The 13,875-nt window shown below is 62.5% G+C and carries 12 protein-coding genes and 2 riboswitches; of the genes, 6 read left to right on the top strand and 6 right to left on the bottom strand.

Translation table 11 applies throughout. The annotated features are described in order from the left end of the window. The first annotated feature begins 271 nt into the window (after window positions 1–271). On the top strand, window positions 272–538 hold the full coding sequence (locus OKW98_RS13810; RefSeq protein ID WP_265385240.1) for a hypothetical protein: 267 nt from the start codon (window positions 272–274) through the stop codon (window positions 536–538). Window positions 539–589: 51 nt separating this feature from the next. On the opposite strand, the gene OKW98_RS13805 is transcribed toward OKW98_RS13810, so the two are convergent. The 4 genes from OKW98_RS13805 to cobW form a co-directional block, all read right to left on the bottom strand. Next, window positions 590–1,192, bottom strand: a complete 603-nt coding sequence (locus OKW98_RS13805; protein ID WP_265389727.1) for a vWA domain-containing protein — start codon at window positions 1,190–1,192, stop codon at window positions 590–592. 53 nt (window positions 1,193–1,245) lie between these two features. Further along, a complete protein-coding gene (locus OKW98_RS13800; protein ID WP_265385239.1) occupies window positions 1,246–2,286 on the bottom strand; it encodes an ATP-binding protein in 1,041 nt (346 codons plus the stop codon). A gap of 95 nt (window positions 2,287–2,381) precedes the next feature. After that, window positions 2,382–6,146, bottom strand: a complete 3,765-nt coding sequence (gene cobN / locus OKW98_RS13795; protein ID WP_265385238.1) for a cobaltochelatase subunit CobN — start codon at window positions 6,144–6,146, stop codon at window positions 2,382–2,384. Window positions 6,147–6,148: 2 nt separating this feature from the next. Beyond that, the gene (gene cobW, locus OKW98_RS13790) at window positions 6,149–7,240 is read right to left on the bottom strand and encodes a cobalamin biosynthesis protein CobW (RefSeq protein ID WP_265385237.1); all 1,092 of its coding nucleotides are present in this window, start codon (window positions 7,238–7,240) and stop codon (window positions 6,149–6,151) included. A gap of 127 nt (window positions 7,241–7,367) precedes the next feature. Continuing rightward, a riboswitch (cobalamin riboswitch) is annotated at window positions 7,368–7,593 on the bottom strand. Window positions 7,594–7,718: 125 nt separating this feature from the next. After that, a riboswitch (cobalamin riboswitch) is annotated at window positions 7,719–7,952 on the top strand. 96 nt (window positions 7,953–8,048) lie between these two features. Between cobW and OKW98_RS13785 the strand changes: the two genes are divergently transcribed. From OKW98_RS13785 to cobM, 5 genes are all read left to right on the top strand, one after another. Further along, entirely contained in the window at window positions 8,049–8,258 is a 210-nt protein-coding gene (locus OKW98_RS13785; protein ID WP_265385236.1) for a CbtB domain-containing protein, read from the top strand. 11 nt (window positions 8,259–8,269) lie between these two features. Further along, on the top strand, window positions 8,270–8,989 hold the full coding sequence (locus OKW98_RS13780; protein WP_265385235.1) for a CbtA family protein: 720 nt from the start codon (window positions 8,270–8,272) through the stop codon (window positions 8,987–8,989). Continuing rightward, window positions 8,986–9,420: a cobalamin biosynthesis protein gene (locus tag OKW98_RS13775; protein ID WP_265385234.1), complete on the top strand. Its 435-nt coding sequence runs from the start codon at window positions 8,986–8,988 to the stop codon at window positions 9,418–9,420. The genes OKW98_RS13780 and OKW98_RS13775 overlap by 4 nt, the downstream gene beginning before the upstream one ends. Before the next feature lie 223 nt (window positions 9,421–9,643). Then, window positions 9,644–10,827 (top strand): IS3 family transposase gene (locus tag OKW98_RS13770; RefSeq protein ID WP_265385233.1). Its coding sequence is split into 2 segments (ribosomal slippage): window positions 9,644–9,908 and window positions 9,908–10,827, totalling 1,185 coding nucleotides; the frame shifts between segments, so codons are not numbered across the junction. Between the two features lie 147 nt (window positions 10,828–10,974). Continuing rightward, window positions 10,975–11,721, top strand: coding sequence for a precorrin-4 C(11)-methyltransferase (cobM, locus tag OKW98_RS13765; protein WP_265385232.1), 747 nt, complete (start codon window positions 10,975–10,977; stop codon window positions 11,719–11,721). Between the two features lie 236 nt (window positions 11,722–11,957). Here the strand turns inward: cobM and nfuA are convergent, their stop codons facing one another. Together nfuA and OKW98_RS13755 are read right to left on the bottom strand one after the other, a co-directional pair. Further along, window positions 11,958–12,551: a Fe-S biogenesis protein NfuA gene (nfuA, locus tag OKW98_RS13760; RefSeq protein WP_265385231.1), complete on the bottom strand. Its 594-nt coding sequence runs from the start codon at window positions 12,549–12,551 to the stop codon at window positions 11,958–11,960. Between the two features lie 105 nt (window positions 12,552–12,656). Then, window positions 12,657–13,676: an acyltransferase family protein gene (locus tag OKW98_RS13755; protein ID WP_265385230.1), complete on the bottom strand. Its 1,020-nt coding sequence runs from the start codon at window positions 13,674–13,676 to the stop codon at window positions 12,657–12,659. Window positions 13,677–13,875: the final 199 nt, after the last annotated feature.

The following is a 13,875-nucleotide window of genomic DNA, read 5'->3' as shown; positions in this document are numbered from 1 at the left end:
TCTCTATAAGCCTAAGATCGAAACGTGCTTAGCATCTAAGTGAGCAACCTAGCGGCCCGTAACGTGAAAAAGTCTGGCGTTGCAGCAGTCTGGCTCAGGCGAGGCAAGGACGCGCGGCTGAAGCGGCGCTGAAAATAAATCAGAAAATTTCAGGAATGGGTGTGACTCAGCACCGGGGGACGGTCATCAGTACAGGTAGCAACAACAGTAGCCACCGAGCGAAACGCCCACCGCCGGTGCACAATGGATACGGGCACTTTGAGGACAGTCCATGAACGCCCCCTTGCGCTTCAACGATGCTTTGCTGATTGCCGGCCACGCCTTTGAACCCTTCCGGTGTGTGGCCTGGGCTCCACAGGATGGCAATGGCGAGCTGAGCCTGACCGTCGTCGACCGCACCAGCACCCGTATTGGCCGCAAGCAGATTCCCAGCAGCGCCTACTCCGATCCGAAGCAACTGGCGCAGTTTCTGGAACAGGCCCGTGCCGAGATCAGCGGCGAAGGCTACAGCCTTGAGCCGTGGACCATGCCCGCCTGAGTCTCTGCTGCTGATGCTCTTGCCGACCCAACGGCTGCCGACTAAGCGCTGTCAGCACTCGTCGATGTGGCGGTAATCAGCGTTTAGCTGCGCGGCGATGTCCCGGGCGCGGCCCAGTCGAATCGGGCCGCGTTCGATGTCGATCAGCATCACGGGACCGCTGAACAGGGCTAATGTCGGCATGTCCTTGACGCGCCCGTCCGTGAGAATCAGCACCCGTTGCTGTTCCGCCGGGCAGCGCTTGCGCCGCTTTGCAGACCAGTCGGCCGCCTGATTGATCGCCTCAAACAGCGGCGTGCCGCCCCCCGCACCCAGTGCATCGAGCCACGGCTGCAACGCCGCGCTGGCTTTACGGCCCTGATGCTGCCAGCGCGCGCCCTTGCCGCTGGCGGTGAGCAACGCCAGTCTGGCGCGCTGCCGATAAGCATCATCGAAAACCCCCGCCAACAAACCCTTTGCCTGACTTAACGCCTGATTGCGCCGGGTCGATGCCGAGGCGTCGACGATCACCAGCCAGAGCTGCTCCGGCCGGCGACTGCGGGGCTGATGGACCAGATCGCTGCGAACCCGAGGGCGGCCGCGCAGCAGGGTCGGCAGCCAGGCAATCGCTCCCTCTGCACCGGGACGAGCAGCGCCGTTTCGGCCGCCACCCAGTGCACCCGGTCGAGGGCTGGCATTCGCCCCCTTCGACGCGCGGGGGCGAATGCCTAGGGCTTTTTTGGCCAGTGGGGCACTTCTTTGCGATTGCCCGTCTGCACGCTGCGGGCGGGCAACTCACCCCAACTGCCCTCGCCTGCTTCTGGCGAGTCATGCTGCGGCTGAGCACCGCTGTCGGGTTTCGGCGGATTTTGCTCGGAAGACGCGGGCGGTTGAGGTGGGGGCTGATGCGGCGGTTGCGGCTCGCGCCGACGGTGGCGCAGGGCGAAATCTGCCACGGCGTCGATGTCCGCCTCGGTGATCTGAGTACCGCCGCGCCAGGCGGCATGGGCACGGGCCGCCCGCAACCAGACCAGATCCGCCCGCAAACCGTCGACACCGGCCGCAAAGCAGCGCTCGGTGATCAAGCCAAGACTGACATCATCCAGTTCAATGTTCGGCAACAGCCCCCGGGCGGTTTCGCAACGGGCCTTCAACGCCTGCTGCTGCACAGCCCATTGCTGACAGAACGCTTCCGGCCCGGCGTCGAAATCCAGCCGACGGCGAATGATCTGCCCGCGTTGTTGCGGCAATGTCTGCCCGCTCAACGCCACGTTGAGGCCGAAACGGTCGAGTAGCTGCGGGCGCAGTTCGCCTTCTTCCGGGTTCATGGTGCCGATCAGCACAAACCGCGCCGCGTGGCGGTGGGAGATGCCGTCGCGCTCCACCAGGTTGACCCCGCTGGCGGCCACATCCAGCAGCAGATCGACCAGATGGTCCGGCAGCAAATTGACTTCATCAACGTACAGCACGCCGCCGTCCGCTTTGGCCAGAACCCCCGGTGAGAACGCCGCGCGGCCCTCGCCCAGTGCCGTGTCAAGGTCCAGCGTGCCGACCAGGCGCTCTTCGGTGGCGCCCAGCGGCAGCGTGACGAACTGACCGCTGGCCAGCAGATCCGCCAGCCCACGGGCCAGGGTCGATTTGGCCATGCCGCGCGGCCCCTCGATCAACACGCCACCGATTTTCGGGTCGATGGCGGTCAGGCACAAAGCGAGCTTGAGGTCATCGGCACCGACGACAGCGGCCAGGGGGAAATGTGGGGTGTCGGTCATGTCAGGCTCTGTTCACACATCTGATAGTAAGGTCGTGGCATGTCGATGATCGACCCACGACGTACAGGAGCGCGCTACACGCGTTCGCGTTTGACTCATGACTCTTCGATGTCCAGCAACAGATTCTCCAGCGCCTCGCGGTACTCGCCAGGCTCCTGCCACAGGCCGCGCTGTTGCGCTTCGAGCATGCGCTCGGTCATGTCCCGCAACGCGTCGGGGTTGTGCTGCTGGATGAAATCGCGGGTCGAGGCGTCCAGCAGATAGGCATCGGCCAGCAGCGCGTATTGATGATCGTCGATCAGCTCGGTGGTGGCGTCGAAGGCGAAGAGGAAATCCACCGTCGCCGCCATCTCGAACGCGCCCTTGTAGCCGTGGCGTTTGACCCCTTCGATCCACTTTGGATTGGCCGCCCTGGAGCGCACCACCCGGTTGAGCTCTTCTTTGAGCGTACGGATCTTCGGCAGATCGGGCTGGCTGTGATCGCCGTGATAACTGGCGACCTTGTCCCCGGACAGGGTCTCCACCGCCGCCAGCATGCCGCCCTGGAACTGGTAATAATCGTTGGAATCCAGCAGGTCATGTTCGCGGTTGTCCTGATTCTGCAGCACCGCCTGGACCTGGCTCAGCCGTTTGGCGAAACCGTCACGGGCCGGCGTGCCTTCGTCGCTGCCGCCGTAGGCGTAGCCGCCCCAGTTCAGGTAGACCTCGGCGAGGTCTTCGCGGCTCTGCCACAAACGCCCGTCGATAGCGTTCTGCACGCCCGCGCCGTACGCCCCCGGTTTGGCGCCGAAGATGCGCCAGCCCGCCTGCTTCGCCGCTTGATCCGCATCCAGACCGTCGCGCAGCAGTTGCTCGCGCTCCTGACGCACGCGGGCGGCCAGGGGGTTCATGTCGTCGGGCTCATCCAGCGCTGCCACGGCCTGCACGGCGGCGTCGAACAGGCGAATCAGGTTGGCGAAGGCGTCACGGAAGAATCCGGAAACCCGCAGGGTCACATCAACCCGAGGCCGATCAAGCAGGCTCAGGGGCAGGATTTCGAAGTCGTCCACGCGCTGACTGCCCGTCGCCCACACCGGACGCACGCCCATCAACGCCATTGCCTGGGCGATGTCATCACCGCCGGTGCGCATGGTCGCGGTGCCCCAGACCGACAGCCCAAGCTGACGTAAATAGTCACCATGATCCTGTAAGTGCCTCTCCAGCAACAGATTGGCGGACTGGAAGCCAATGCGCCAGGCGGTCATGGTCGGCAGGTTACGGACGTCCACGGAGAAGAAATTGCGCCCGGTCGGCAGCACGTCCAGCCGTCCGCGACTGGGGGCCCCGCTCGGCCCGGCGGGGACGAAACGGCCACTTAGCGCGTTGAGCAAATTTCCCATTTCGGCAGGACCGCAGGCGTCCAGGCGCGGGATCACTACTTCATGCAGAGAATTAACAACCTCAGACAAACCTTTGTTTTCGAAGGACTTATCAACCGGACAGCCAGAGGCAATCTGCTCAATCATCTGTGCTGCCAGCAGCTCGAGCCGCTCGCGGGTATCACCCGTCGTGCGCCATGGCTCAGCACTGACCTCATGTAATGCCTGAGGTTTCTCACCGGTCCACGGCGCGCCCAAATCACAGTCCAGCGGGTCGAAATCCAGCGCCAGCGCCTGACTCAACGCCCGCAGCAGACTGGCCTGACCGCCACGACCATCGCCGCGCGGCACGCGCACCATCGCCAGCAGCGTGTCGATGCGCAGCCGGCCTGTGGGCGACTCGCCGAACACGTGCAGGCCATCGCGGATCTGCGATTCCTTCAGGTCACACAGATAGGTGTCCAGACGCGGCAGCCACACGGCGGCGTCTGCCTCGCCGTTGGCATCCCCGTCCATCGCCAGTTCGCGGTCGATGTGGGTTTCACGCACCAGCCTGAGGATGTCCTTTTGCAGCTCCCGGGCGCGGCGCGGATCGAGCAACTGCGCTTCGTAATATTCGTCCGCCAGCACTTCAAGGTCGCGCAACGGACCGTAGGTTTCGGCGCGGGTCAGCGGCGGCATCAAGTGATCGATGATCACTGCCTGGGTGCGGCGCTTGGCCTGGGCGCCCTCGCCCGGATCGTTGACGATGAACGGGTAGATGTTCGGCATCGGGCCGAGGATTGCGTCCGGCCAGCAGTGCTCGGACAGGCCGACGCCTTTGCCTGGCAGCCACTCCAGATTGCCATGCTTGCCGACGTGGATGACGGCGTGGGCGCCATAGCGTTTGCGCAACCAGAAGTAGAACGCCAGATAGCCATGGGGCGGAACCAGATCGGGGTCGTGATACACCGCACTGTGGTCGACGTTGTAGCCCCGCGCCGGTTGAATGCCGACGAACGTCATGCCGAAGCGCAGGCCGGCGATCATCATCCGCCCGTCCCGGCACATGGGATCGGTGTCCGGGGCGCCCCATCGCGCGATGACTGCGTCGCGATTGACTTGGGGTAAGGCTTGAAACGCCGCCAGGTACTCGTCCATGGCCATGCTCTGATGGCACGGCCGTTGATCGAGGCTGTCCGGGTCGTTGGTAACGCCGCCGAGCAAGGCGTGAATCAGCGCGGTGCCGGTCTCGGGCAGGCCCTCGACCGGGTAACCCTCGGCCTGCATGGCATTGAGGATGTTCAGCGCCGCCGCCGGCGTGTCGAGGCCGACCCCGTTGCCAATGCGGCCGTCACGGGTTGGGTAGTTCGCCAGAATCAGCGCCACGCGCTTGTCGGCATTGGCCGTGCGGGCCAGCAGCACCCAGCGCCGGGCCAGTTCGGCGACGAAATCCATGCGTTCCGGCTGGGCGCGGTAGCAGACCACGTCGGACTGGCTGCGCTCGCTGTGCCAGGCCAGGTCCTTGAAGCTGATCGGCCGGCTGATGATGCGCCCGTCCAGTTCCGGCAACGCGATGTGCATCGCCAGATCGCGGGACCCCAGCCCTTGGGCGCTGGCCTGCCAGGCCGGTTCGTTGTCCTGGGCACAAATGGCCTGAATGACCGGGATGTCCCGGCGAAACGGCCGCACATCCGGGGCTTCCGGGTTGGACTGGGCAAATCCGGTGGTGTTGAGGATGACCTCGCAATCCACCTCGTCCAGCCAGTCCTGTATCGCGCTCATGCAGCCGGCTTCCTTGAGGCTGGCGACGGCAATCGGCAACGGGTTCAGCCCTTGGGCCGACAAGCGCTCGCAGAACACGTCGATGAACCCCGTGTTCGCAGCTTGCAGGTGAGAGCGGTAGAACAGCACGGCGGCCACGGGCTGATCGGCGCGCCAGTCGGCCTGCCAGCGCGCCAGGTCGGCGTTGGTGTTGTGCGGGTGATAAATCACGGTGCGCGGCAGGGTTTGCGGCTCGGCCCAGGGATAGTCGCCGCCCAGCCACCGCGTGGCGATAAAGTTGAACAGCGCCAGCGCGTTGTGTTTGCCGCCCTGACGCAAGTAATGCCAGAGCCGCTCGCGGTCTTCGGCGGACTCGGTGCTCAGGCCGCTCAGCTCGGGGTCCGGCCGATCACAGCCCGGGACCAGAATCAGCTTCACGCCTTTGGCCGCCAGTTCCACCAGCCGCTCGACGCCGTAACGCCAGTAGCCAATACCGCCGTGGAGGGAAATCAGGATGACCTTGGCGTGGCGCAGCACCTCGTCGACGTACAAATCCACCGATGCATGGTTCTGCACCTGCATCGGATTGGCCAGGCGCAGGCTCGGGTAGTCATCCGGCAATTGCCGTGCGGTTTCCGCCAGCAGGGCCAGATTCGAGTCGGCGCTGCACAGGATCACCAGCTCGGCGGGCGTCTGGCCCAGGTCAGCGATGCTGTCGTCGGGAACGAAACCGCCGGGCTGTGTACGCAGCAGGTGCATGGTTAGCCTTTGATCCCGGAGACCGCGTCACGCAATGAGACCGCATCGCGCAATTGCGCTTCAAGGACGCCCGCATCCAGTTCCTGGCCGATCAGCACCAGGTGGGTTTCGCGGGCTTCGTCTGCTTTCCAGGCGCGGTCGAAATGCTTGTCGAAGCGTGTGCCGACGCCCTGCACCAGCAGACGCATGGGTTTGCCGGGAATGGCGGCAAAGCCTTTGACCCGCAGGATGCCGTGCTGCACGACGGCCTGGGTCAGGGCATCGAGCAACAGCGACTCATCGGCCTGGGGCAGCGTGATGGAAATCGAGTCGAAGGCGTCATGGTCATGATCGTCAGCGTCGTCGCCTTCATGGTGATCGTGGTGGGTCTTGCGGCCGTCTATGTGCAGCTCGGATTCAGCGCCCAGGCCCAGCAATACGCTGATCGGCAGCTGGCCCCTGTTCGCTTCGACGATTTTTACTGCCGGCGGCAGTTCTTCCGAGACTTCCGCGCGCACGGCGGCCAGAGCGTCGGCGTCGAGCATGTCGGCCTTGTTCAGCACGACGAGATCGGCACTGGCCAGTTGATCGGCGAACAGCTCGTGCAACGGCGATTCGTGGTCCAGGTTCGGATCAAGCTTGCGCTGGGCGTCGACCTGATCCGGGAACGCGGCGAAGGTGCCGGCGAGCACGGCCGGGCTGTCAACCACGGTGATCACGGCATCGACGGTGCAGGCGTTGCGGATTTCCGGCCACTGGAAGGCTTGCACCAGCGGTTTCGGCAGGGCCAGACCCGAGGTTTCAATGAGGATGTGATCAAGGTCGCCACGACGGGCCACCAGTTCCTGCATCACCGGGAAGAACTCTTCCTGAACGGTGCAGCACAGGCAGCCGTTGGCCAGCTCGTACACGCGGCCAAGCGCTTCTTCTTCGGTGCAGCCGATGGTGCATTGCTTGAGGATGTCGCCGTCGATGCCCAGTTCGCCGAATTCATTGACGATGACGGCGATGCGTCGGCCTTCGGCGTTGTCGAGCATATGCCGCAGCAAGGTGGTTTTGCCCGAGCCGAGAAAGCCGGTGACGATGGTGACGGGGAGTTTGGCCAGTGTTTTCATCGGTTGCCCTCAGGCATGCGGCAGGGCAACGAGGACGAAAACAGCGCAGGGCCGGCGGAAGCTGGCGCGCGGTTTGATTCGCCACCGGATCACCCCGCCCGGTTGTAGTGGAATTCCTCGGCCGCTGGCAGGCGGTCCGATTCGAGGCAGGTCTCCTGGCTCACGGCGGCCGGTCGCTGACAGGCATCATCAGGCGACTGGCATTCATCGCGCCTTCCCGCTCGTGCAGTGGCTGTGCAATGAAGCTGTCCGTTTACAGTTGCGGGGGCAGCTGCGGCTTGAAACCGCATTCCCTTCTTAGCGCCGGTGGCCTTCATAAAGACGGCCGGCGAACCTCAAGTGCGCAAGGCTACGCAGTGACTGGAGGCCGGTCAATCGTGCTGTTGCAATGATTGCCGCGCCAATTGATGCACCGAGCGCTGCATCGATTGACATACCGGTTGACGGGTCGATTGACGAGCCAAACAGCCCGTGGTCTCCTACACACCTTGTTACGGGTGCCCTTCACAGGGTGAAACGGGAAACCGGTGCGTGCAGACCTTCGGGTGTGTATCAGTCCGGTGCTGCCCCCGCAACGGTAAGCGAGTGAAGAGTCAGATCCACTGTGTCGGCAACGACATGGGAAGGGGATTCTTGAAGGCACAACGGCTGTAACGGCTGTTGCATGTGCCCCTCGCGAGCCCGGAGACCGGCCCGACAACGCTACATAACAACCCGCGGTGGGCGGGCGCTGTTGAGCACTGCCGGCATTCGCCTGCGGTGTCTTCGCGCCTTTCCGTCCGCTGAATCCATTTCAGAGGGAAGCGCCATGTCCATCAGCACACCCCGCCAGACGTCCGGCACCAGCACAACCACCACGACGATCGTTGCGAGCACGCAAAGCCAGCGCCTTGTCGCCGCCGCCAGCGCGATGTTTCTCGGTGCGTTTCTGGTGTACTTCGCCGGCTTCTCCCATATCGATGCGGTGCACAACGCGGCACACGACACCCGTCACAGCTCCGCCTTCCCTTGCCATTGAGACCCGCCGCCATGTTCAAGCGAATTGCGCAAACGGCCGGGTTTACCGGACTGCTCGCCGCGCTGTTGTTGACGCTGCTGCAAAGCGTCTCGGTGGCGCCACTGATCCTGCAGGCGGAGACCTACGAAAAGGCCCCGACCACTGAGATCCACGAGCACGCCGAGGGTGCGATGGCCGGCCACGTCCATGACGCCGAAGCCTGGGAGCCGGAAGACGGCTGGCAGCGCGTGCTGTCCACCACTGGCGGCAATCTGGTGGTGGCGGTCGGATTCGCCTTGATGCTGGCGGCGCTGTACACCCTGCGCACGCCGACGAGCGCTCGAGAAGGCGTGCTCTGGGGATTGGCCGGTTATGCCGTGTTCGTGCTGGCGCCAACACTGGGCCTACCGCCTGAACTGCCCGGCACCGTCGCAGCGGACCTGACCCAACGGCAGATCTGGTGGGTCGGCACTGCCGCCTCCACGGCTACAGGCCTGGCGTTGATAGTGTTTGCCAAACACTGGGCGCTGAAAGTGTTGGGCGCAATGATTCTGGTGGTGCCGCATATCGTCGGCGCCCCGCAGCCGGCGGTGCATTCGGCACTCGCCCCGGAAGCCCTTGAGGCGCAATTCAAGATTGCGTCGCTGCTGACCAACGCGGTTTTCTGGATTGCCCTGGGCTGGATCAGCGCCTGGCTGTTTCGCCGCAGTGAAACGCCGGCGACGCAGCCCGGGTTGAACCCCGCACTGTGAATGATTCGCGCGACCGACCGCTGTGGGTGGTCGGTCTGGGCTGCCAGCGCGGTTGTTCAGCGCTGGAGCTTCGGCAGTTGATGGATGACTCTCTGCGCGAGTTGCGCCTTGGGCTGAGTGACATTGCTGCCCTCGCCTCGATTGAGGGCAAATCGGCTGAAGCGGGAATGCTGGAACTGGCTCAGACGCTGGGCCTGACGGTCGGATTCTTCTGTGCGGGTGACCTGGCGGCCTACGCGCCACAGCTGACTTACCGCTCGGACATCGCTTTTGAGCGCACCGGCTGCTACGGCGTGGCGGAAAGCGCGGCGTTGGCGATGGCGACCCGGTTGACCGGCTCGGCGGCAACGCTGGTCATCCCCCGCCGAAAAAGCCCCCATGCGACGTTCGCATTGGCAACCGCAACCGTTAGGGCTGGCTCGACCTCGTAGGAACGGCTCAAACTGTAGAACCGGCTTTAGCCGGGAAAGCGTCAGGTGTCACACCTCGAGTTTCAGGGCGCACACACAGGCCCCTTCCCGGCTAAAGCCGGTCCTACGGACACACCGCGTACCCTCGTAGGACCGGCTTTAGCCGGGAAAGCGTCAGTGTGCAGTGGTCTAATTTCCCCGGACACCTCGATAAGTGGAAAATACATTTATCGAGGAGTTTTTCATGACCAGAAAACGCAACAGGTTTGATGACAGCTACAAATTGGAAGTCGTGAAGATGGTCAGGGATCAGGGCCTGACCGTTCCGCAGGTTTGCCAGGACCAGAATCTCGGTGAGACGGCTGTACGACGGTGGATCCGCCAGTACGACGCCGAGCAGTTGGGCCAGGCCGGGATTGGAAATCCGCTGACGGCTGAGCAGCAGCGCATTCGGCAGTTGGAGCAGGAAAACCGGCAGCTCAAGACGGACAACGACATCTTAAAAAAGGCTACCGCCTTCTTTGCCCGCGAACTGAAGTGACGTATCGGCTGGTTCGGCAACTGCAACAGAAGGCTTATCCGGTGGCGCATGTCTGTCGTTTGCTGAACGTCAGTCGGTCGGGGTTTTACGAAGCCCAGAACCGTGCACAAAGGCCTGCTCGGCTCAGTTGCCCCATCGTCGCGCAGCTCAAGGCAGCTTTTGCCGCAAGCGACGGCTGCTCCGGCAGCCGCCCATTGACCAGGGCCCTGCGGGCCAAGGGCATGAAAATAGGCCTCTATAAAGTCCGCCGACTGATGCGAGCCAACGGTTTGCGCTCGGCGTGGAAACCCAAGTTTGTGCATACGACCGACAGCAAGCATGACCTGCCAATCGCCGAGAATGTGTTGAACCGTCAGTTTGAGCCGCAGGCTATGAATACCGCTTGGGTCGCCGACATTACCTACATCCGAACGCGCAGCGGCTGGCTCTACCTGGCCGTCGTACTGGACTTGTTCTCACGCAAGGTGGTGGGCTGGGCGATGGCCCCCAACATGCCTGCAGAGCTGGTGTGCAGCGCGATGCAGATGGCCGTCGCCCAGCGTCAACCTCCACCTGGCCTGATCGCCCACTCCGATCGCGGCAGCCAATATGCGAGTGCACTCTACAGATCGCTGCTGGCCAGACACGCCATGCAGCAAAGCATGAGCCGTAAAGGTAACTGCTGGGATAATGCGGTGATGGAACGTTTCTTCCTGAGCCTGAAAATGGAGCGGGTATGGCGGCGCAATTACGCTAACCATGGCGAAGCGACACGCGACATCACTCAATACATCGTTGGGTATTACAACAACGAGCGGCTGCACTCGAAACTGGGGTACCTGCCACCGACCGTTTACGAACGGACGATGGCGTCGAAACCACCTATCGAGGTGTCCGGAATTAGTTGACCACTACAGTGGTCACACCGAAGATTATGATGGTGTACCCGAGTGCCCCTTCCCGGCTAAAGCCGGTCCTACAGAAGTAAACCGCGTGCATTCAGCAACAAGCACCCGGCGGACCATCGCTCAAATGAATTCTAATCAGGACACCCCATGACTGTTTTTTTCATCGGCGCCGGCCCTGGCGATCCGGACCTGATCACTGTCAAAGGCCAGCGGCTGATCCGCGAGTGCCCGGTGATCATTTACGCGGGCTCCCTGGTGCCTGAAGCAGTGCTGGAAGGTCATCAGGCGGTTCAGGTCACCAACAGCGCTTCGTTACACCTGGAGCAGATCATCGAGCTGATGAAATCCGCTCATGCACAGGGCCTGGATGTGGCGCGGGTGCATTCCGGCGATCCGAGCCTGTATGGCGCCATCGGCGAGCAGATCCGCTGCCTGCGCGAGTTACAGATCCCCTTCGAAATCATTCCCGGCGTCACCGCTACTGCTGCATGCGCCGCGTTACTGGGCACGGAGCTGACGCTGCCGGACATTTCCCAGAGCGTGATCCTGACCCGCTACGCCGACAAAACCGACATGCCCGCAGGTGAAGCGCTCGGCGATCTGGCGCGGCACAGGGCAACCATGGCGATTCATCTGGGGGTCAACAACCTCGGCAAGATCATCGCCGAGCTGACCCCACACTATGGCGCTGACTGCCCGATTGCCGTGGTGCATCGCGCCAGTTGGCCGGATCAGGACTGGGTCACCGGCACACTGGCGGACATCGAGGAGAAGGTGCGGATCAAGGGATTTCGCCGCACCGCGCTGATTCTGGTGGGTCGGGTGCTGGGCAACGACGTATTCAGCGAGTCATCGCTGTATCGCGCCGGCCACGCCCATCTGTTCAGGCCCTAGATGCTGGCTGCGAACGTGTACATCTGTAGGAGCCGGCTTGCTGGCGAACGCGATGGTCAACGATAAAAAGATCGCCTGGGCCAACGCTTTCGCCAGCAAGCCGGCTCCTACAGTCGGATTCAGCGGAGATCACTGGGATTGGGTGGCCAAACTACTAATAAACGCGCCCACAAAAAAGCCCCGAACCAGTCGGGGCTTTGCTTGCAACACGCTACTTCTTACTAATACGCGCTGACTCAGTAATACGCGTTTTCTTTCTGGGTGTGGTCGGTCACGTCACGCACACCGGTCAGCTCGGGAATGCGCTCCAGCAGCGTGCGCTCGATGCCTTCCTTGAGCGTCACATCTGCCTGACCGCAACCCTGGCAACCACCGCCAAACTGCAGAATGGCGACATTCGCCTCATCTTCTTCGACGACCTCAATCAAGGTCACCTGGCCGCCGTGGCTGGCAAGACCCGGGTTGATCTCGGTTTGCAGGTAGTAATTGATGCGCTCGTTGATCGGGCTGTCAGCCTTGACCATCGGGACTTTGGCGTTTGGCGCCTTGATGGTCAACTGGCCGCCCATGCGATCGGTGGCGTAATCGACGACGGCGTCATCCAGAAACGCTTCGCTGAACGCGTCGATCCAGGCGGTGAAGCTTTTCAGGCCGATGGCCGTGTCTTCAGGTTTCTCTTCGCCCGGCTTGCAATAGGCAATGCAGGTTTCAGCGTACTGGGTGCCAGGCTGGGTAATAAACACGCGGATGCCGATGCCGGGTGTGTTCTGCTTTTCCAGCAGATCGGCCAGGTAATCGTGGGCGGCATCAGTAATCGTAATAGCGGTCATGAAAATTCCTCGCAGACGTGGGACGGAGTTTACGCCAATCAACTGCGCCTGACAAAGCCCTAGTGTTTTAGTCGGGTAAACGACCCGACCACCACCCGGCGCCTGTCAGGACAGCGCCGCCTCCTTGTTCGCCCGTCGCTGGTCCAGCCAGCCTTTCATGCGCCGGTACAAGCCCTTCTCGATCCACTCATAACTGAGCCACGCACCCATCGCGATGACCGGCACACACACGGCAAACACCAGATACGGATTCAGGCCGTAGCGCTCGCTCACCAGCCAGCCCGCATACAGCACCAGCACATGGAGCAAATACACCGAGTACGAGCAATCACCCATGACCTTGAGCAGGCGGTAGTTGCGCAGATAGGGTTCGAGGGAGATGCAGGCCACTACGATCACCGCACTCGGCAGGCCCCAATTGATGATGCGCGGCGCCGGTTGCAAGTGGTCGATGGCGAACAGCGCAGCGCCGATCGCGATTAATGGCAGCCACAGCCGTTCGCTGATCCAGCCCCGGCGATACATCACGCCGACGAAGATGCCGAGCAGGAATTCATACACGATGTCATTGGCGTAGAACCGGCTGACCAGCCCGGATCGACCCAATACGTCGGTAATCGCGAACAGCGCCGCTGCAAGAATCAGCGGGCGCAGACGCTGCTGAAAGAGGAACACCATCGAGAACAGCACGTAGAACAGCATCTCGTAATTCAGCGTCCAGCCCACGTTGAGGGTGGGATAGAGGCCGTAGCCGCCAGGGTTTTCCGAAGGGATGAACAACAGCGACAGCACAAAGCTTTGCCAGTCGACGACCTGGTGGGGCAGCAGCGGCTGGGCGACCACGACCAACAGGCCCATCACCAGTGTGTAGAGCCAGTACGCCGGGACGATGCGAATGACACGGTTGAGCATGAAGCGGCCAGCGGGGATGTCCTTGTCCACGGTTGACAAGTAGATGACCAGACCGCTGATGACGAAAAAAACGTCGACGCCGACGGCGCCTTTTTCAGTGAAAAAACGGCCGACGGGCCCACTCGGATGGAAGTCGAAAAAAATCTGCATGAAGTGGTGACACACCACAGCCCACGCGGCGAGTGCCCGCAGGGCCTGAACCGAAATCAACATCTGCAACCTCTTGCTTCGTCTGGATTGGCCCTCAGTCCCACGCCCGAACAGGGCGGGTGTCGAGGAGCGACTCCCAAGGTCCGACTTCACAAGTTGCGAAAAGGTTCGGTTTCACTGACGGGCTGCATAATGGCTGCACGCCATGTATTACAAGGGTTTCAGCGTTTCAGACAGCGTATGCGGGGCTGACAGCTGAAGC

It is taken from the genome of Pseudomonas sp. KU26590, assembly GCF_026153515.1.
Classification (GTDB): Bacteria; Pseudomonadota; Gammaproteobacteria; order Pseudomonadales; family Pseudomonadaceae; genus Aquipseudomonas.
Note: the sequence above shows the minus strand (reverse complement) of the source record. Positions and strands in the feature narration are given on the sequence as shown.